This window comes from Corallococcus sp. 4LFB, from assembly GCF_046520365.1.
GTDB classification, from domain to species: domain Bacteria; phylum Myxococcota; class Myxococcia; order Myxococcales; family Myxococcaceae; genus Corallococcus; species Corallococcus caeni.
Genome location: NZ_JBKGHJ010000128.1, coordinates 1 through 18,118, shown reverse-complemented (window position 1 = coordinate 18,118; position 18,118 = coordinate 1). Strand labels below are relative to the sequence as shown.

The window sequence follows — 18,118 nt, the reverse complement described above, 5'->3', positions numbered from 1 at the left end:
CCGGAGGCGGGGGGGGCGGCGGGACGCGGGGGCGGGCGCCGGCGTCTGGGATTGCAGTGACGAGGCGAGCAGCAGCGCAACGGGGAGCATCAAGGTTCCTTGAGGTGAGGCAGGTGCGACAACGGACCTGCAAGGGAGCGTGGAAGGCCGGCTCCCTTTCCGGCGCGAACTTCTTAGCGCATGCGGGACAGGGAGCGTCCTGACCTTCTAGGCTCGGAGTGCGGGTCCTCCCTGGACCCGGTACGTGAGGACCCGCCCTTGAGGCCCACCCTGCTCCCGCTGTTGTTCGCGCTGTCGTTGTGGCCCGCCGTCGTCCCGGCGGCCCAGAAGGTCACCGTGCCGGTGGACGTGGGCGTGGGGCCGGCGGTGTTCGTGTTCTCCGGCCCCATCGCGGACGACCAGCTCCTGCACACGGGGCTGAAGCTGTCGGTGGACGCGGTGCTGGACAGGGAGTGGCTGCGCAAGAACCAGCGCGCCATCCCCGCGCGCTACCGCAAGCAGGCGAAGCAGATGGAGGAGGTGCGCATCTCGCCGTCCATCTTCATCCCGGACTCGTTCATCATCTCGCCGAAGTATCGCGACACGGGGATGTACGGCGTGACGTTCAAGCCGCTGGGGCTGGGGCTGCCCCTGTCGTCCAGCCCGGTGCGCTTCAAGCTGGGCGTGGGGCTGGTGTTGACGTACGCGTACATCTTCTCCGACACGCTGCCGGACACGCACTTCCTGCGGCCCGGGGCCAGCCTGGGCGCGGACCTGGAGTTCCAGCTGGCGAAGAGCTTCCTCGTCAGCGTGGGCTGGGAGTCCACCTTCTACGTGCCGCAGGAGCTGGGCGGGCTGGGGCTGCCGGACTCACTGGGGGACGGCATCTTCCACGTGGGGCAGGCGTACCTGCAGCTGCATTTCCGGTTCCCGTACACCACGACGCTGTAGCGCTCGCGCGCAGGCGGGGCGCGCGTCTAGCGTGACCGGCACCATGTCCCTCGTCCTCGCCACCGACGCACAGAAGGCACAGCGCGACGCCGTCACCCATGCCGCCTGGGGTTCGCCCCTGAGCGTGCCGCAGTACCAGGAGCGCGAAGCCCGGCTGCGCGCGCACCCGTGGTGCCGCGAGGGCATGAACACCTGGCTGTGGCTGGCGGACGACGGCCGGGTGCTGGCGTCGTGCGAGACCTTCCACACGGACAGCTTCCTCCGGGGCGCGGAGGGACAGCTCACCCCGGGGGACAGCTACGCCATCGCCAGCGTCTTCACCGAGGAGCACCTGCGCGGCCGGGGGCACGCCACGCGGTTGATGGACGCCGTGGCCGCGGAGCTGGAGCAGGTGGCGCCGCGTCCGCACTCGGTGGTCCTCTTCTCCGACGTGGGAGCGCCGCTGTACCGCCGGTCTGGCTACGTGGAGGTGCCCGCGTGGGACTGGCAGCTGGACGCGGCGGAGGCGCCGGGGGGACGGCCGGTGGACGGCGGACTCCAGGAGACGGACGTGGCGGCGGCGCTCGCGCGGATGCGCAAGCCCGACGTGCCCTTCTTCCTGTGGCCCAGCGCCGCGCAGGTGGACTGGCACCTGGAGCGGGAGCGCATCTACGCGGAGCTGCTGGCGCGGCCCCGGCCCCGGACGTGCGGCGCGGTGGTGGGCGACTCCACCGCGCTGTGGGTGATGAACGCGCGCTACGGCGAGCTGGTGGTGTTGATGCTGGATGCGCGGGACGCCGCCTCCGCGGAGGCGCTGCTCACGGAGGCGCGCCGCGTGGCGCATCACGCGGGGCTCAAGCGCGCGGTCTGGTGGGAGGAGGCCGCGACGGCGCCCCTGCTCACGGGAGTGCCGGCGCGGCGCGCGTGCGACGGGCGGTCGCTGCCACTGCTGCGCCGCTGCGCCCGGGGCTGCCTCCCGCGCCGGAGGTCCCCTTCCCTCGCGCCCTCTGGGTGTGAGCTACGCGGCCAGGCCCGAGAGCCCCTGGAACAGGGCCCGGGCCTGCTCGCGCGAGGGCAAGCCCGCGTCGTGGATCAACGGCTCCGGCGGCTGGTGACCTTCAACCTCTTCGCCCAGGCTCCGCAGCGCATCGCGCCGCGCCTGGTGCAACCGTGCCCGTTGTGCCGCGCTCAAGCGCTCCTGCGCCCAGGCATCCACGGCCCACGCCAGCTCCGCGTGCCGCACCTCGTCCCGAGCAATGGCGCGCAGCGTGCTCCGCACCTCCGGGTCCCTCGCGGTGCGGCCCTGCCAGCCCGCGACGAAGGCGCCGAAGGTCTCCCGCACGCAGCCCTCCACGGCGTTCTCCCGCAGCATCTCCTCCAGCGAGCGTGGTTCGAACGGCGGCAGGTCCACCTCCGGCATCGTCGCGCCGTGACGCTGTGCGAGTGCCTGCATCACGCGCGTGTGACGGACCTCGTCCCCCGCGGAGCGCCGCGCGGCCCTCACCAGGACTTCCGGTGCGCCGTGCGCCTTGAGCTCGTCCGCGAGCCGCAGGAAGGCCGGCACCGACGCCGCCTCCAGCCAGGCCGCGTGCGCGAAGAGCGCCCCCAGCACATCACCCGGTTCGGCGCCCCTGGGCTCACGCAATCCTTCGGGCCTGCGGCCATCGTTCGTACAGGTGTAGTAGGTGCAGCGAAGTTCCCCGTCCCCGGTGCTCGTGACCGAGGCAGAGCAGTAGGCCAGCGGGGCATCCTGGTCGGGACACTTCTCGCATGACGGATTCTCGGGAAGCCTGCCGTCCGGCAAGCGGGCGAGGGGGCCTCCGCTCAGGGTGGGAGCGCCATGCTCGCATTCGTTGACGCCACAGCCCATCCCCATGGGCAGCAGGGGCGCGGCCAGCAGCAACCCGTAGAGGGTACGGCGCAACCTCCGGTGCTTCGGAGTCACATCCAGCGTCCGACGAGACATGGAATCCCCCGCGTTTCCACTCATGGAAACCCATCTGGCTCCCCGATCGCCGGCCCGATGGGGACGGCGACCTTAACCCGGATGTGTCAGGCGCCGACAGGTCCCCTAGGATGCGCCCATGGCCGAGCGAAGGCGCATCATCGAGGGCTCCTGGAACTGCACGTCCTGCGGCGCCAGGAACATCCCCGCCCGTCACAAGAACTGCCCCTCCTGCAACAACCCGCGGGAGCTGAGCGGCAAGGAGTCCGAGTTCGACTTCGGTGACGTGGACGCGGCCTCCGGAAAGTCCACCCGCGAAGGCGTCAGCGACGAGCAGGCCCTGGGCATGGCCGGCGCCGGCGAGGACTGGTTCTGCGCCTACTGCGGCGCGGCCAACCGGGGCGACGGCGAGCGCTGCCGGCAGTGCTCCGCCGAACGGGGCTCGGATGCGAAGACCGCGCCGCTCTCGGACCTGGGCCCCAAGCCACCGCCGAAGCCCGCGCCCAAGCCCCGCCGCTTCGGGAAGGTGGCGCTCATCGTCGTAGGCATCCTCGGCTCCTGCTGCCTGGGCACCTGCGCGGTGGCATCTGGGGCAACCTGAAGCATGAGCTCAAGGGCGAGGTGGTGGCGACGAACTGGCGCCGCGCGCTGGTGCAGGAGCGCTTCGTGCCGGAGACGCGCTCGGGCTGGCGGGACGAGCTGAGCCCCACCGCGCCGCGCATGCCGGTGAACGGCACGGGCGAGGTCGCGGGCGTGACGAACATCCGCGACTGCGTGTCCCGGCAGCGGGGCACCCGCCGGGTGGCGGACGGCACCCAGCGCGTGTGCCGGACGAAGACGCGCAAGGTGGCCTGCGGCACCGAGGAGAAGTGCACCCGCCGCGACAAGGGCAACGGCTTCGCGGAGGAGGTCTGCCACGACGTGACGAAGTACTGCAACGAGTCCTACGAGGACTGCGACACGGAGACGCGCTACCGCAACGAGCCCGTCTACGCGCAGCAGTGCGCCTACGACACGTACGTGTGGAAGCCGGTGGACACGCGCGAGCTCAAGGGCACGGAGGGGCCGCCGCGCTGGCCGGACCTCACCGCCGGGACGAACGAGCGGGTGCGGCGCGAGGAGGACTACAGCGTGCTCGTGCGCTACGACGATGGCGGCGTGAAGCAGCACGAGGTGAAGCCCACGCGCGAGGAGGAGTTCATCGCGTGGAAGAAGGGCCAGGGCGTCACGCTCACCGTGACGAACCTGGGCAAGGTGGAGCAGGTCGTCCGCCGCTGAAAGCGCATCACCGAGGAGCCTCATGGAGTGCACCTGCTGTGGCGCCTGCTGCGTGGCGCCGGACATCGCCGCGCTGGACAAGCCCCTGGGGCTGCGGTGCCCGCACCTGGGCGCGGACAACCTGTGCACCGTCTACGAGCGGCGGCCCCAGGTGTGCCGGGACTACGCGGCGGACGAGGTGTGCCGCCGCATCGAGGCCCCCACGCTGGAGGAGCGCGTGCACAACTACCTGGCGCTGTTCCAGCTCACCGCGGAGGCGCAGGCGGTGCGCGAGTCCGGCTGTGCCTCCATGCGCATGGCGCGCGCCATCCGGGAGCGGAAGTGACGTTCCAGCCCACCGAGCCGTTCGTCCCCGCGCCGGGCCTTCGCGGCGCGCATGCGCAGACCATCTACGCGTCGGTCGTGCGGCCCACCCGCGTGCCGCCCCTGCGCCGGGAGCGGCGCGACCTGCCGGACGGGGACTTCGTCGACCTGGACACCTTCGACGGCCCGAAGGGCGCGCCGCACGTGGTGGTGCTGCACGGCCTGGAGGGGTCGTCCCAGGCGGGCTACGTCACGGAGGTGCTGCGGGGCGCGGCGAAGCGCGGCTGGGGCGCCACGGCGATCAACTTCCGCTCGTGCAGCGGAGAGCCGAACCGGCTCCCCCGGGCGTACCACTCCGGGGACACGGCGGACACGCTGCTGGTGATGGCGGACGTGCGCGAGCGCATCACCGGGCCGATGCTCGCGGTGGGCTTCTCCCTGGGCGCCAACGTGCTGTGCCGGCTGCTGGAGGAGACCGGGGACCAGGCGCCGGTGGTGACCGCCGCGTCCATCAGCGCGCCGTACGACCTGGACGCGTGCTGCCGGAAGCTGGATGGCGGCAGCGGCTACCACTGGCTCTACCGCGAGCGGTTCCTGCGCACGCTCAAGAGCAAGGCCCGCGCGAAGTTGCAGCGGTTCCCGGGCGCCTTCGACGGGGCGCGCATGGAAGCCGCGCGCACCATCCGCGGCTACGACGACGTCGTCACGGCGCCGCTGCATGGCTTCCGGGACGCGACGCACTACTACCGGGAGGCGTCATCGGGGCCCAGGCTCGCGGACATCCGCCGGCCCACGCTGCTCTTGAGCTCCGTGGATGATCCGATGCTGGAGGCGCCGGTGATTCCGTCCTCGGCGCGGGACAACCCGTTCCTCAGCGTGGTGCTGACCGAACAGGGCGGCCACGTCGGCTTCGTCGCGGGCCGCGTGCACCGCCCGTTCTTCTGGGCGGAGGCGCAGGCGCTCACGTTCTTCGAGAAGGTGCTCGCCCGCTGATCAGCCGAAGAAGAACATGAAGCCGAGCTTCGCGGACGGCTGCAGGGTGCGCATCATCCACGACTTCGTCTCCACGGGAGACAGCGAGTCACGGAAGGGCTCATCCAGCTTCTGGAGGCTGGGGACGTCCATCTCCATGAAGCTCACGCCGCCGCGCACGAAGAAGCTGAGGCGCCGGGTGGCGTTGAACTCCAGGCCCAGGTGCGTGCTGACGTACGAGTAGCCCACGCGCTCCATGGAAGAGGTGGGCAGCTGCGTGCGGTCCGCGAGCCGCCGGTTCAGCGTCTTCGTGCTCGCGGCCTGCGCGTGTCCGAACTCCCATGAGAACGAGGGCGAGAGCTTGCCTCGCAGCGGCAGCAGCGTGACGCCCGCGCGCAAGGCGCCTCGCAGGCCGTTGTGCGCGCCGCCGAAGTGCAGCCGCAGGTACGGCGAGGGCCGGAGGACACCGGAGAGCCCCGCCCCTTCCGGCATGCCCGCGTCGAGCATCAGACCGAAGGGCGCCAGCCGCTCCGGATCACTCATGCGGCGGCGGCCTTCGCCCTGCTGTGCCTGCACCTGCGGCAGCTGCACCCGCGGTGCAGTCTGGGCCACGGCGGAGTGAGCCGCCAGGACCACTACCGCCGCGGTGACGATGGACACCGCTCCCATGAGGCTTCTCCCCGTTCCAGACATCGCGCCCCTGCGCGATGAGATTTGCGAGGTACGCCGGATTCCGGGAGCGCTCTCCCCACGAGACCCGGCTGCGTGTTGCCCCCCCGACCCGCCACTCCACACCCGCCACGGCCACACGTCCGGTGCTGACTGTCGCGTCGCCTCGATGCCGCCATTGGCCGGATCGCGAAGCTCTTGCACCGCCACGTCCTGCTTCACTGCCCTTCACTGCTCCCGTCCGGCGACCGCGACCGCTTTGCCGGACTCCCCCAAACTGCGCACTGCCCCGTCCCGCCGCCCAGCCCCGTCCTGCGTGCTGCTTGCTGCCTTGCTCGACCGCGCAGCCTGCTGCCCGTGCCGCGCGTTGCCTTGCGGATCCGTGCCGCGTGCTGTCCTGCGGATCCGTGCTGCGTGTTGAGTCCCCCTCCCCGTCCCGTCCTGCGTGCTGCCCCGTCCCGCCCTGTTCCCCCTGAAGCAGTGCGGCTTCCCCCCCACCGACTCCGTCCCCCCGCCGTGCTGCCCGTCCCTGCTGCCAGGAGCACTAGCATTCGCCGTGCCGACACCTCTCGCCGAGATATTCCCTTGCGATATCAGTGACTTGAGTCATCCGGCCTGGCGGAACGGGCTCGGCTGTGGGCGCGGAGCCGGAAAAAACTCCTGACCCTTCCGGGCGTCGGCCTAACGTGTGACAGCCTTGTTGACGGGATGATGGAGGAACCCGTGCGCCTTCCGGTCGCCGCCGCACTGCTCAGCCTGGTCGCCTGCTCTGAATCGACCGAAGGCACCCCCCCGAAGCTCGAGGGCCTCATCAATCCGCTGCAGCGGCTCGTCACCCCCGCGCGTGTCTGCAACGCCGGAGGCGGCTCGGCGGGATGGCGCCTGGAGCTCATTGGCAGCCGCTTCACCCCCGTGCCCCGCGACGCGCTCACCGACACGCCCTCCGTGGAGCTGCCCCAGGTCTCGCTGAGCGGCCCGAGCGACTACACGCTCCCCGCCGACCACCTCTTCTTCGCGCGCACCGAGCTCATGCGGATGGACCTGCCCACCCGCGACAGCACGCCGTCGAACGTGCTGCCCCCCGGCGCCTATACCGTCGCCGTGACCAACCCCCTGGGCGGCACCTCCGAGCTCGAGGACGGCCTGCGCGTCGTGCCGCCGCCGGTCATCACGAACATCACCGCGCCCCAGGGCTTCCACTACAGCGCCGGCAGCCCCCTCATCATCGAAGGCAGCGGCTTCCGCGCGGACGCGCTGCCGCTCATCGTCCTTCAGCGCGAAGGCGAAGAGGACCAGCCCCTCTTCACCCTCACCGTCGTCTCCGACACGCGCATCGAAGCCGAGGTGCCTCCCGCGACGCCGGAGGGCACCTACGCGCTCACCCTCACCAACCCCGAGGGCTGCGCCACCACCCGGCCCCAGGCCCTCACCGTCGCCTATCCGCGGCTGGGGACCCTCACCGTGGCGCCTCGCAGCGGGCCCGCCACCAGCGACACGACCATCACCCTGAGCAGTGCCGCGGCGGCCTTCACGTCCGGCACGCATGACGTGTACCTCGTCGCGCCCGTGAAGACGGACCCCGGCCAGCTGGTGAACATCCCGCTCTACGACGTGACGTACTTCTCCGAGACGCAGCTCAAGGCCACCGTGCCCGGCTGCTCCGGCTTCGACACGCCGCCCGTCACGGATCCCGCGTGTCCCGGCGGCATCGTGCCCGGCACCTACGGGCTCATCGTCGCGGACCCCAGCGGCGCCTTCGGAACCATCCCCGCGTCCTCCGGCTTCACCGTCTCCCCATGAACGCCCTCGCCCTGCTCGCGGTCGCGGCGCTGGCCGCCGCTCCCTCCTCCATGAAGGACGACGGAGGCCCCTTCTTCATCGCGCCCAAGGTGGGCTTCATCAAGCCCGTCACGCCGCTCGGCGGCGACCTCTTCCTGGGCGGCGAGGTGGGCTACCTCACGCCCCTGCTCCAGCGGCGCCTCGCGCTGGTGCTGGAGGTGAACTACCACCGGCCCTCCACGTCGGGGACGCTGCGCGGGCCGCAGCTGGACAACCTGGGCCAGCCGATTGAGTCCCCGTACACGCTCGCCGAGCGCGAGGTGGCCATCCAGCTGTCCGCCGTGTTCCGCTTCCCGCGCGCGCTCGGGCCGCTCACGCCCTACGTGGGCGCGGGCCCCGGCCTGTACCTGCACCGCGCGACGGTGGAGTCGTTCGACGGCACCGCGTCGGAGAGCGGCAGCGGGCTGGGGTTCCAGGCGCTCGCGGGCGCGGAGCTGCCGCTGGGTCCGGGCGGCGCCTTCCTGGAGGCGAAGTACCACTTCGCCCCGGTGGACTTCCTCACCACCGGCGACGTGAACGCGGGCGCGGTGCTCGCGGCCGTGGGCTACCGGCTGCGCCTGTAATCACGGCAGCGCCTCAGGCCCGGCCCACCGGCGGGCGCAACATCCGCAGCAGGTGCTGGGCCAAGAGGTCGCGCGTGGCCTGGAGCACGGAGCCCATCAGGTGGTGCAGCGCCTCCGCGGTGTCGCCGTGGGCTTCGCGCACGCGCTCGGAGCGGCCGTCGAAGATGCGCAGCCGGCCGGGCACCAGCGAGATGACCGGCAGCGACGGGTGCCGCTTGCGCAGCAGCCCCAGGAACAGCGGGTGGTCCTCGTCCGGGCGGCGCAGGTCCACCACCACCAGCGCGGGCTTGTTCTCCTTGATGGAGGCGAAGGCGTCATCGGGCTCGCCCGTGGCGGACACCTCCACGTCGGGCTCCGCGTCCAGGAAGCGGCTGAGCAGCGCGCGGGACGCCGGATGCGGGCTGACGACCAGGACCCGCATCAGCGCGAGGCCCGGAAGGACACGGGCCCCCAGCCGGCGGGCGGAACACGGCGAGCAGCGGCGGGGCGGATGGAGGCCATGGGGTGAGCAGGTAACGCCCGGCCCCCCCTCAAAGCAATCCGTCCCGCGTCCAGAAGGCCCGCAGTGCCTCCAGGCAGCCAATCGTTCGCGCCCGTGGCTTCTTCCCGCCGTGCGGGCCACAGTGGCGGAGCGCCTTCCAACCCGCTACTTCCCTTCCCGCGCGAGTCTCCCCCCACGTCGGCTCCCCGAGTCCCGAGCGTCCGCCATCGAGCCCCTGCCCTCCCCATCCACCGAGCTGCACTACGACAGCGGCACGCTGGTGGCCCCGACGCTGCCCGACGACGCGCGCCTGCACGCGCTCTTCCAGAAGGACGGGCGCACGGGCGTCTTCCGCGCGCCCGCGCGGCACTACCGCGACGTCGTCCTGCGGCTGCGCGAATGCGGCCTGCCCTACGAGGACCGGGCGAAGCGCTTCGAGCCGGTGGAGCTGCCCCTCACCGTCCCCATCGAGCCGTTCCCGCACCAACGCGCGGCGCTGGAGGCCTGGACGCGCGCGGGGGGCCGGGGGCTGGTGGAGCTGCCCACGGGCGCGGGCAAGACGCTGCTGGCGGTGCTGGCCATCGCGTGGGTGAAGCGGCCCACGCTGGTGGTGGTGCCCACGCTGGATTTGATGGCGCAGTGGCAGGGCGTGCTCGCGAAGCACTTCTCCGCCCCGGTGGGCATGGTGGGCGGCGGCGTCAACGACCGCCAGACGCTCACGGTGACGACGTACGACTCCGCGGCCATGCAGATGGAGTTCACGGGCAACCGCTTCGGCCTGCTCATCTGCGACGAGTGCCACCACCTGCCCGCGCCCAGCTACCGCTTCATCGCGGAGGGGACGCTCGCGCCCTACCGGCTGGGGCTCACCGCGACGCTGGAGCGCGCGGACGGCGGCGAGCGCGTGTGCGAGGAGCTGCTGGGCCCGCTGGTGCACCGCACGGGCATCGACGAGCTCCAGGGGCAGTACCTGGCCCCCTACGAGGTCCGCCGCATCGAGGTGCCGCTGACGCCCGACGAGAAGACGCGCTACGACGAGGCGCGAGGCCGCTACCTCACGTTCGTCAGGAGGCTGGGCGTGCCGCTCGCGTCTCCCGAAGGCTGGGCGCGCTTCCTGGCGCAGAGCCAGCGCAGCGACGAGGGGCGCGCGGCGTACCGGGGCTACCGGGAGCAGCGCCGCATCGCGCTCACCTCCAGCGGCAAGCTGGACGCGCTCTGGAAGATACTGCTGGAGCACCGCGAGGACCGCGTCATCGTCTTCACGGACGACAACGAGACGGTCTACACGCTGGCGCGCAAGCTGCTGCTGCCCGCGCTCACGCACCACACGCCGCTGCCGGAGCGTAAGGCGCTGCTGGCCGCGTTCGCCAGCGCGGAGCTGCCGGTGCTGCTCACCTCCCGGGTGCTCAACGAGGGCGTGGACGTGCCCGAGGCCCGCGTGGGCGTGGTGCTCAGCGGCAGCGGCAGCGTGCGCGAACACGTCCAGCGCCTGGGCCGCATCCTGCGAAAGCGCCCCGGCAAGCGCGCCCTCTTGTACGAGGTGTGCTCCGCGCAGACGGCGGAGAGCGGCATCAGCGAGCGGCGCAGGCAGCACCGCGCCTACCAGGAACCGGAGGGCCCTCCCGATGCTGACGCGTGAGCTGCTCGCCTCGCGCGTGCGCGAAGGCATCCTGCGGCCCTCCTTCGTGAAGACGCACGACCCGTCCCTCCAGGCGCTCGCGAAGGAGCTGCTCGCGGACGCGGAGGCCTTCCGCGGCCAGAGCCGCGACGACGTGGAGGAGGCCTTCAGCCTCAAGGCCGGCGCGTTCAGCCGCCCCAAGGTCGCGCGCGGGCTGGTGAAGCTGCTGCTCGACCGGCTCCTCTTCGACGAGGCCGGCGAAGGCGCCACGGAGGCGCGCTGGCGCACGCTGCTCGTGGGCGCGAAGGTGCTGCGAACGCAACCTCCGGACACGACCCTGGAGGCCTACGAAGCGCGCCTCACGGAGGCCCTGGGCGCACCGCTCCCCGCCACGCGCGAGGCGCTGTACTCGGACCTGCCCGGCAACCGGAAGCTGCTCGGCTGGGACGGGGAGGCGCTCACGCCGCAGGGCCTGCTGGACCGCTACAACCTGGCGCTCGCGCAGGGGCCGCTGCTCAACGCCCGGCGCCTCACCCTGCGCGCCCGGTCGCCGGAGCTCCTGCGCGTGCGCAAGCTGCTGCGCTGGCTGAAGTTCTGCCGGCTGGTGGCGGAGGTCCGGCGCGACGGCGAGGACTGGTCCCTGGAGGTCGAGGGCCCCGGCGCGATGCTGTCCCTGCAGAAGAAGTACGGCCTGCAACTGGCGAGCTTCCTCTCCGTGGTCCCCGTCCTGGAGCGCTGGGAGCTGTCCGCGGTGCTGGAGGACGCGCGCAAGCGCTCCACGCTCCAGCTCTCCCACGAGGATCCGCTGGTGTCCCCGCTGCCCGCCGCGCTGGGCCACGTGCCGCCGGAGGTGGCGGCGCTGGCCGAAGGCTTCGAGGATGACGCCTGGGCGCTGGACCTGACGCCCCTGCCCCGCCACACCGGCGCCGCCGGCCTGTGCGTGCCCGACCTCACCTTCCGCCACCGGAAGACGGGCCAGGAGGTCGCGCTGGAGCTGTTCCACCCGTGGCACGCGGCGCCGCTGTCACGCCGGCTGGCGGAGCTGCGCGCGCGCCCCGACCCGGGGCTGCTGCTGGGCGTGGACCGCGCCCTGGCGAAGGAGGCGGCGGAGCGGCAGGTGCTGGAGGATCACCCGCGGGTGGTGCTCTTCAACGGCTTTCCCTCCGTCCGGAAGCTGCGGGAGCGGCTGTCGCGCTGGGACGGCGCGGCGGAGGCCGGATGAGCGCCGGAGCGCCTTCAGCCGCGCGGTTTGAACTGCGAGGCCAGCACGCTGAGGATGCGGATGGAGCCCCGGTCCAGCTGCTTCGCGCGGCGCAACAGCCGGCGCAGCTCCGCGGACTCGCCGTAGTCGGACGGGGGCTCCGCGGCCCACTTCACGTCCTGCGACGGCTTCAGACCCAACGCCTCGTCCGCGGAGATGGACAGCACCACGCACAACCGACGGAAGGTCTGGATGCTGGGCAACATGTGCCCGCGCTCCAGACGCCCATAGACTTCACTCGCGATGCCGATGCGCTCCGCCACGTCCGCCTGGGTCAGGTTCAGGCGGGTGCGGGCGACGCGGGCCGCACCTCCGAGCCGGGATGCGAGGGTCTTTTCCATGGGGTCGTTAACCTACCGGGTTCGCCCATGTCGATATGACTTGAGAGGTTGGCTTCCAAGAACTTCCGGGGTAGGCTTTTCGCGACACAACCTCTTGCGTCAAGCCTGTCCGCACCACCCACTGCCTTCATGCAAGAGCCCTCCAACCCTCCCAGCTTCCTGTTCGTGGACGCGGATCCACGCGCGCTCGCGGCGCTGCGGCGGCTGGCCAGGTACCTGCCCGGCGACAAGCGCTTCGCCCAGGGCGTGCGCGAAGCGGAGCGGCTGATGGGGGAAGCGCCGCCGTCCGTGGTGGTGAGCGGCCAGGGCCTGCCGGATGGTGACGGGCTGTGCCTGCTCACGTGCGTGCGCGCCCGGCATCCGCGCGCCGCCTGCGCGCTGCACACCTCGCAGCCACCGTCGCGCGGGCTGCGGGAGAAGGGCATCACCTGGATGGACCGCGCCGCGCCGCCGCAGCAGGTGCTGGCGCTCCTGGCGTCGCTGGGTTGACGGCCGGGGCTGACGGCCGCCCGTTCCCATGGCGTGCGCGGCCGTGCGCGTTAAGGTAGGGCCTTCCCCACGCACGCCATGAAGCTCTACGCCATCAGCGACCTGCACCTGCGGCACAAGGAGAACCACGAGGCGCTGGCGGCACTCGCGCCGCGCCCGGACGACTGGCTCATCGTCGGCGGAGACGTGGGCGAGACGCTCGCGGACATGGAGCTGATGCTGCGCACGCTCACCGCGCGCTTCCGCCAGGTCGTCTGGGTACCGGGCAACCACGAGCTGTGGACCATGCCCTCCGAACAGCCGCCGCTGAAGGGCGAGGCGCGCTACCTGCGCATGGTGGACCTGTGCCACCGCTACGGCGCGCTCACGCCGGAGGACCCGTATCCGCGCTGGCCGGGCGAGGGCCCGCACCGCGTCGTCGTCCCCATGTTCCTGGGCTACGACTACACCTTCCGCCCGGACACCGTGCCCGCGGACAAGGCGCTGGAGTGGGCCTGGGAGGACGACCTGATGTGCACGGACGAGGTGCTGCTCCACCCGGAGCCGTACCCCACCCGTCAGGCCTGGTGCCACGCGCGCTTGGAGCGCACCCGCGCGCGGCTGGAGCGGCTGCCGCCCGGGTGCTCCACCATCCTCATCAACCACTACCCGCTGCGCTACGAACACGTGCGCCTGCCGCGCATCCCGCGCTTCTCCATCTGGTGCGGCACGCGCCTCACGGAGGACTGGCACACGCGCTACCGCGCGGAGGTGGTGGTGACGGGGCACCTGCACATGCCCTCCACGCTGTGGCGCGACGGCGTGCGCTTCGAGGAGGTCTCCCTGGGCTACCCCATGCAGTGGCGCCACCGGGGCGGCCTGGAGCGCTGCCTGCGCGAGGTTCTGCCCGGTCCGGAGAAATCCATCCCGCCGCTGTGACGTCGTGAGTCACGGGCGTAGGCGGGCCGCGTCACCCCGCGGGCGTTTGACGGTGCGGAGCGCGCGGGCGTGTAGTGGCGCCCCATGCCCGAGCCCTCCTCCGTCGGTCCCGTCGAAGCCTCCGAGCGCGTGCACCTGCTGGACGCCCTGCGCGGCTTCGCGCTGCTGGGTGTCTTCGTCTCCAACAGCCTGAGCTGGTTCAACGGCCGGCTGCTCCTGCCGCGCGAGCAGGCCCTGGCGCTGGCGGCGCCCCCGCTGGAGGCCGCGGTCAACTCGCTCTTCGGCCTGCTCATCGACCAGAAGTTCGTCACCCTCTTCACCTTCCTCTTCGGGCTGGGGTTCGCGCTGCAGCTGACGCGCGCGGAGGCGCGGGGGGTGTCCATCGTGCCGGTGTACCGGCGCCGGCTGGCCGTGCTGCTGGGCATCGGCCTGGTCCACATGTTCGGGGTGTGGGTGGGGGACATCCTCAGCACGTACGCGGTGGTGGGCTTCATGCTGCTGCCGTTCCGCAAGTGCTCCGACAGGGCGGTGCTCGTCTGGGCGGCGGTGCTGCTGTTCGCGCTGCCCATCACCTTCACCGTCGGACAGCGGCTGCTCCCGGCGGTGCTCGACGGCGCGGCGGAGGCGGAGCGCGCCCAGAAGGCCACGCGGGACGCGGAGGCGGCCCACCGCGCGGAGTTCCTCGCCAGCCTGTCCAGCGACTCGGTGGTGACCACCCAGCGGGCCAACGTGCGCTTCGGCTGGGCGGGGATGAACAACCCCAACCGCCCGCTGCTGCTGTCCATCGTCCTGGGCCGCTTCCTGCTGGGCCTGTGGGCCGGACGCCGCGGGCTCATCCAGGACGTGGAGCGCCACCGCCCGCTGCTGCGGCGGCTGGCGGCGTGGGGGCTGGGGGTGGGCAGCGCCGTCGGGCTGCTCGTGCTGGTGCTCAACCTCGTCTACCGGGGCGTGGCCAGTCCGCCGGCGTGGCTGGCGTGGCTGCGCACCCCGCGCGACGTGGGCTACCTCTTCATGGGGACGGGCTACGCGGCCGCCTTCGCGCTGCTCTTCCAGAAGGAGCGCTGGCGCAAGGTGCTGGGCGTGTTCGAGCCCGCGGGCCGCATGGCGCTGACGAGCTACCTCATGCAGTCCGTGATGAGCCTCTGCCTGTACGACGGCTGGGGCCTGGGGCTCATCGCCCGCACTCCGCCGTCGCGCACGGTGCTCCTCTGCGCGGTCCTCTTCGCGGGGCAGCTCGCCTTCAGCCACTGGTGGCTGGCGCGCTTCCGCTTCGGCCCAGTGGAGTGGCTGTGGCGCTCGCTCACCTACGGCCGCGCCCAGCCCATGCGCCTCACTCCCGCCAGCGCGGCGGCCGTGGCGCACTGAAGCGCCGTCGTCGAGCGGGCCGGACAAAAAAGAACCCCGGGTCCCGCGAGGAAGCGGGAGCCCGGGGTCTCAGGAACGGAGCGCGGCACCTTCGCCGCGCCCCGCGCCTTCAGGCACTACTACTGGACCTTGTAGGAGGCCGCGAGCACGGTCTTGATGTAGCCGTTGACCGTGGTGTCCACCAGGCTCGGCACGCCGAACACGGTGATGTAGTACTTGCCCGCCGGGATGTTGCGCAGGATGCAGCTCTCCGTCGCGCTCTCCTTCACGCCACGGCAGTTGTACTCGAACTGCGTCGGGGCGGCGGCGGCGCGGACGTAGAGGTCCGCGTTGCCCTCACCCTCGCCCAGGACGACGGACAGGGTGTTGATGCCGGAGTCCTTCTTGAACTCGGGCACGTCGATGATGAAGGTCTGCGCGGAGCCCGGCACGCCCGAGAGGTCCTCGATGCGGGTCTCGTTGCCGATGTCCACGAAGCCACCCTTCCAGGTCACGGACAGGCTGGTGTTCGAGTAGGACGTGAAGCCCTTGATCATCACGTACCAGATGCCCTTCGGGCCGGAGCTGGCGAAGGCGCAGACCTCGCTGTTGCCGGACTTGTACGGACGGCAGTCGTACAGGGAGTCCGTCGGGGCGTTGTTCTTGCGGACGTAGAGGTCCGCGTCACCCGTGCCACCGGACAGCGTGAAGGTCACGTCCGTGGCGCCCTCGGGGATGGTCACCGAGTAGTACACCTTGCTGCCGGAGGTGCCGGAGATGCCCGTCACGGGCACGCCCTTCTCAATCGGCGTGGTGACCGGAGGAGGCACGGGCACGCCCACGCCCACGGCCTTCCAGGCGTTGCCCACCGAGGCGATCTCCGCCGCGCTGAAGCCCAGCTGCGCCGCGGCCTGCTCGGAGGCCGTCTTGGCCGCCTCGAAGTTCGAGGACGCGACCAGCAGGTCGGCGTTGATCTTGTAGAAGACGCGGGCGGCCTTCTCGAAGCCGATGCCGGTGACGACCTGGGTCGTCTTGGCGCGCGGGTGCGTGCCACCCTCGGACATCAGGTAGAACGCCAGGTTGGAGATACCGGAGCTGTAGTGCACGTCCACGCCCGAGCCGTAGTCCGGGTAGTAGTCGAGCGAGTCCCCGTCCTGCGTGGGGTTCTTCATGTAGCGCAGGCCGTCACCCGGGATGCTCGGGGTCCAGACGTCGTCGCCGACGATCCAGGTGTTGTCGTCGATGACCTTGCCCTTGCCGTACCACTCGCACACCGCGCCGAAGATGTCCGAGAAGGACTCGTTCAGGCCGCCGGACTCACCGGAGTAGGTGAGGTTGGACTCGTGCTCCGTCACGGCGTGCGTCAGCTCGTGCGCCGTCACGTCCAGCGAGTTCGCCAGGTTGGAGGCGTTCACGCCGTCGCCATCGCCGTACACCATCTGGGTGCCGTCCCAGTAGGCGTTGACGTAGTTGTTGCTGTAGTGGACGAAGCTCTTCAGCGTCGCGCCGGCGTTGTCGATGGAGTCGCGGCCGAACAGGTTCTGGTAGCAGTCGTAGACCGTGCCCAGGTGGTTGTAGTTGTTGTTCACCACCTCGTCGGCGTGGGCGGCGTCACCCTCCCACCGGGCGCGCACGCCGCCCGTGGGGACGTTCGTGCGGTGCTGCATGTCGTTCACCTGGCGGTTCTTCGCCGAGTGGATGTGCGGAACGCGCTCGAAGACGTCGCCCGTCTTGGCGTTCACGTACACGGAGTCGTCCACCGGGGTGCTGTCCTTCAGCTCGCCCTGGACGCGGACCACGTAGGACAGGATGAGCTCGTCACCCGAGCGGCGGTAGACCAGCTGGGGCTCCGCGTTGGAGGACGCGCGCTCCGGGGAGCCGCGATCACCGATGGCCGCCGCGATGGCCGCCTCGGACGCGATGGAGGCCTTGGCCTCCGCCTTCAGGTCGCCACGGGCGTTGGTGTTCACCGCGAACACGGAGCCGTTGCGCGCGTGCAGGCGGACTTCGGCGCCGTCCACCACGATGCCGTTCTTGGTCACGCCGTAACGGAAGTGGGTGTCACCGTCGAAGCCGACGTAGGCCTTCTTCAGGAACAGGTCGTTCGGGTCCAGGCGGAACAGCGGCGCCACGCCCGCGAGCACCGGCGCCAGCTGCTGCTGGGCCGCGATGCCCTGGATGGCCGAGGGAGCGGGAACCGAACCGAAGGAACCAGTGAGGAAGGTGGGGACCGCGTCGGAGTCCGCCGCGATGACCTTCTGGCCCGCCGCCAGGTTGGCGGAGGCCTTCTGGACGTTCGCGTCCTCCGTGTTCGCGGCAGGAGCGCCGTCAGTGCAAGCGCCAACCATCAGGGACAGGGCCGCGGCACCCAGGGCGCCGAATACTCGCTTCTCGTACATGTAATCCTCCTAAGGGGAAAGATTAGAAAACACTGTGCCACAGGAGAGGCGCGTATTTCAAGTACAGGCGAGAATTCTACTTTTACGTCTTTTCTCAGACTTCGAGATTATCTCGCAACTGCTTGAAATGACGGAGGGACTCACGCAGCCCGGCGGAGACGGGGTGGATGCTTCAAACCGGTAAGGCGGTTACTTCATGGTTGAAGCACCTGTCGGCGGATGCGTGCAATGAGTGAACGACGGGTAGAAATTGCCGTCTCATTTATTCCCGACCCGGGTGGGTCCCGTGTCACCGGAGACACAGGGGGGCCCCCTCCGGGCGGGGCGGGCGGGCTAGCGTCCCGGCCGAAGGGAGGCGACGCACATGCGCGCATTGCAGCTTCAGCGGCTGACGGGACCGGAGGGCCTGGAGGTGGTGGACGTCCCGGAGCCGGAGGCCGGGGACGGAGTGCTCATTGATGTGGTGGCGGCCGGGGTGAGCTTCCCGGATCTGCTGCTCACCCACGGCCAGTACCAACTGAAGCCGGAGGTGCCCTTCGTGCCGGGGGTGGAGGTGGCGGGCGTGGTGCGCGCCGCGCCCGCGGGGGCGCGGGTGAAGCCCGGCGACCGGGTGATGGGCTTCTCCTTCACGCTGGGCGGCTTCGCGGAGGCGTGCGTGGTGGCGCCGGAGCTGGCCTTCCCCATCCCGGAGGCGTGGAGCTTCGAGCAGGCGGCGGGGGTGGTGATGAACTACCACACGGCGCACTTCGCGCTGCACCGGCGCGGGCAGGTGCGCGCGGGGGAGACGGT

At 71.2% G+C, this 18,118-nt stretch carries 18 protein-coding genes; 14 read left to right on the top strand and 4 right to left on the bottom strand.

The window, feature by feature from the left end; genetic code table 11:
• Positions 1-258: 258 nt before the first annotated feature.
• From ACLEQD_RS16175 to ACLEQD_RS16150, 6 genes are all read left to right on the top strand, one after another.
• On the top strand, positions 259-930 hold the full coding sequence (locus ACLEQD_RS16175) for a hypothetical protein (RefSeq protein ID WP_410385012.1): 672 nt from the start codon (positions 259-261) through the stop codon (positions 928-930).
• Between the two features lie 43 nt (positions 931-973).
• Positions 974-2,683, top strand: a complete 1,710-nt coding sequence (locus tag ACLEQD_RS16170) for a GNAT family N-acetyltransferase (RefSeq protein ID WP_410385010.1) — start codon at positions 974-976, stop codon at positions 2,681-2,683.
• 310 nt (positions 2,684-2,993) lie between these two features.
• Positions 2,994-3,455, top strand: a complete 462-nt coding sequence (locus tag ACLEQD_RS16165; protein WP_410385008.1) for a hypothetical protein — start codon at positions 2,994-2,996, stop codon at positions 3,453-3,455.
• 23 nt (positions 3,456-3,478) lie between these two features.
• The gene (locus tag ACLEQD_RS16160; protein ID WP_410385006.1) at positions 3,479-4,132 is read left to right on the top strand and encodes a hypothetical protein; all 654 of its coding nucleotides are present in this window, start codon (positions 3,479-3,481) and stop codon (positions 4,130-4,132) included.
• A 22-nt stretch (positions 4,133-4,154) separates the two neighbouring features.
• Entirely contained in the window at positions 4,155-4,457 is a 303-nt protein-coding gene (locus tag ACLEQD_RS16155) for a YkgJ family cysteine cluster protein (RefSeq protein ID WP_223739092.1), read from the top strand.
• Positions 4,454-5,428 carry a YheT family hydrolase gene (locus ACLEQD_RS16150; RefSeq protein WP_410385004.1) on the top strand — a complete coding sequence of 325 codons (975 nt, stop codon included), beginning with the start codon at positions 4,454-4,456 and terminating at the stop codon, positions 5,426-5,428. Before ACLEQD_RS16155 ends, ACLEQD_RS16150 begins: the two co-directional genes overlap by 4 nt.
• Here the strand turns inward: ACLEQD_RS16150 and ACLEQD_RS16145 are convergent, their stop codons facing one another.
• Positions 5,429-6,076 carry a hypothetical protein gene (locus ACLEQD_RS16145; RefSeq protein WP_410385002.1) on the bottom strand — a complete coding sequence of 216 codons (648 nt, stop codon included), beginning with the start codon at positions 6,074-6,076 and terminating at the stop codon, positions 5,429-5,431. It abuts the gene before it with no gap.
• A 723-nt stretch (positions 6,077-6,799) separates the two neighbouring features.
• Between ACLEQD_RS16145 and ACLEQD_RS16140 the strand changes: the two genes are divergently transcribed.
• Together ACLEQD_RS16140 and ACLEQD_RS16135 are read left to right on the top strand one after the other, a co-directional pair.
• Positions 6,800-7,876, top strand: a complete 1,077-nt coding sequence (locus ACLEQD_RS16140) for a hypothetical protein (RefSeq protein WP_410385001.1) — start codon at positions 6,800-6,802, stop codon at positions 7,874-7,876.
• Positions 7,873-8,478 (top strand): outer membrane beta-barrel protein, encoded by a 606-nt coding sequence (locus tag ACLEQD_RS16135; protein ID WP_410384999.1) that lies wholly within the window; start codon positions 7,873-7,875, stop codon positions 8,476-8,478. Before ACLEQD_RS16140 ends, ACLEQD_RS16135 begins: the two co-directional genes overlap by 4 nt.
• Before the next feature lie 13 nt (positions 8,479-8,491).
• Here ACLEQD_RS16135 and ACLEQD_RS16130 read toward each other — a convergent pair whose 3' ends face one another.
• Positions 8,492-8,902, bottom strand: coding sequence for a response regulator (locus ACLEQD_RS16130; protein WP_120552676.1), 411 nt, complete (start codon positions 8,900-8,902; stop codon positions 8,492-8,494).
• A gap of 292 nt (positions 8,903-9,194) precedes the next feature.
• Here ACLEQD_RS16130 and ACLEQD_RS16125 point away from each other — a divergent pair, with 292 nt between their 5' ends.
• Together ACLEQD_RS16125 and ACLEQD_RS16120 are read left to right on the top strand one after the other, a co-directional pair.
• Positions 9,195-10,598: a DEAD/DEAH box helicase gene (locus ACLEQD_RS16125; protein WP_410385014.1), complete on the top strand. Its 1,404-nt coding sequence runs from the start codon at positions 9,195-9,197 to the stop codon at positions 10,596-10,598.
• Positions 10,585-11,799 carry a DUF790 family protein gene (locus ACLEQD_RS16120; RefSeq protein ID WP_410384997.1) on the top strand — a complete coding sequence of 405 codons (1,215 nt, stop codon included), beginning with the start codon at positions 10,585-10,587 and terminating at the stop codon, positions 11,797-11,799. The genes ACLEQD_RS16125 and ACLEQD_RS16120 overlap by 14 nt, the downstream gene beginning before the upstream one ends.
• Before the next feature lie 14 nt (positions 11,800-11,813).
• On the opposite strand, the gene ACLEQD_RS16115 is transcribed toward ACLEQD_RS16120, so the two are convergent.
• Positions 11,814-12,179, bottom strand: coding sequence for a helix-turn-helix transcriptional regulator (locus tag ACLEQD_RS16115; RefSeq protein WP_120532873.1), 366 nt, complete (start codon positions 12,177-12,179; stop codon positions 11,814-11,816).
• 129 nt (positions 12,180-12,308) lie between these two features.
• Between ACLEQD_RS16115 and ACLEQD_RS16110 the strand changes: the two genes are divergently transcribed.
• The 3 genes from ACLEQD_RS16110 (at position 12,309) to ACLEQD_RS16100 (ending at position 14,951) form a co-directional block, all read left to right on the top strand.
• Positions 12,309-12,668, top strand: coding sequence for a response regulator (locus tag ACLEQD_RS16110; protein WP_410384995.1), 360 nt, complete (start codon positions 12,309-12,311; stop codon positions 12,666-12,668).
• 78 nt (positions 12,669-12,746) lie between these two features.
• Complete coding sequence (locus ACLEQD_RS16105) at positions 12,747-13,586, top strand: metallophosphoesterase family protein (protein ID WP_410384993.1); 840 nt, start codon at positions 12,747-12,749, stop codon at positions 13,584-13,586.
• Between the two features lie 84 nt (positions 13,587-13,670).
• Positions 13,671-14,951, top strand: coding sequence for a DUF418 domain-containing protein (locus ACLEQD_RS16100; RefSeq protein WP_410384991.1), 1,281 nt, complete (start codon positions 13,671-13,673; stop codon positions 14,949-14,951).
• 119 nt (positions 14,952-15,070) lie between these two features.
• On the opposite strand, the gene ACLEQD_RS16095 is transcribed toward ACLEQD_RS16100, so the two are convergent.
• On the bottom strand, positions 15,071-17,329 hold the full coding sequence (locus tag ACLEQD_RS16095) for a M4 family metallopeptidase (RefSeq protein WP_410384989.1): 2,259 nt from the start codon (positions 17,327-17,329) through the stop codon (positions 15,071-15,073).
• Positions 17,330-17,693: 364 nt separating this feature from the next.
• Between ACLEQD_RS16095 and ACLEQD_RS16090 the strand changes: the two genes are divergently transcribed.
• Positions 17,694-18,118: alcohol dehydrogenase catalytic domain-containing protein (locus ACLEQD_RS16090; protein WP_410384987.1), on the top strand; the 425-nt coding region annotated here is incomplete at its 3' end.

Bases quoted from the DNA above. Each gene is read 5' to 3' on its own strand.
- ACLEQD_RS16170 (WP_410385010.1), top strand. From the start codon at position 974: ATGTCCCTCGTCCTCGCCACCGACGCACAGAAGGCACAGCGCGACGCC.
- ACLEQD_RS16165 (WP_410385008.1), top strand. From the start codon at position 2,994: ATGGCCGAGCGAAGGCGCATCATCGAGGGCTCCTGGAACTGCACGTCC.
- ACLEQD_RS16155 (WP_223739092.1), top strand. From the start codon at position 4,155: ATGGAGTGCACCTGCTGTGGCGCCTGCTGCGTGGCGCCGGACATCGCC.
- ACLEQD_RS16145 (WP_410385002.1), bottom strand. From the start codon at position 6,076: ATGGGAGCGGTGTCCATCGTCACCGCGGCGGTAGTGGTCCTGGCGGCT.
- ACLEQD_RS16135 (WP_410384999.1), top strand. From the start codon at position 7,873: ATGAACGCCCTCGCCCTGCTCGCGGTCGCGGCGCTGGCCGCCGCTCCC.
- ACLEQD_RS16120 (WP_410384997.1), top strand. From the start codon at position 10,585: ATGCTGACGCGTGAGCTGCTCGCCTCGCGCGTGCGCGAAGGCATCCTG.
- ACLEQD_RS16115 (WP_120532873.1), bottom strand. From the start codon at position 12,179: ATGGAAAAGACCCTCGCATCCCGGCTCGGAGGTGCGGCCCGCGTCGCC.
- ACLEQD_RS16110 (WP_410384995.1), top strand. From the start codon at position 12,309: ATGCAAGAGCCCTCCAACCCTCCCAGCTTCCTGTTCGTGGACGCGGAT.
- ACLEQD_RS16105 (WP_410384993.1), top strand. From the start codon at position 12,747: ATGAAGCTCTACGCCATCAGCGACCTGCACCTGCGGCACAAGGAGAAC.
- ACLEQD_RS16100 (WP_410384991.1), top strand. From the start codon at position 13,671: ATGCCCGAGCCCTCCTCCGTCGGTCCCGTCGAAGCCTCCGAGCGCGTG.
- ACLEQD_RS16095 (WP_410384989.1), bottom strand. From the start codon at position 17,329: ATGTACGAGAAGCGAGTATTCGGCGCCCTGGGTGCCGCGGCCCTGTCC.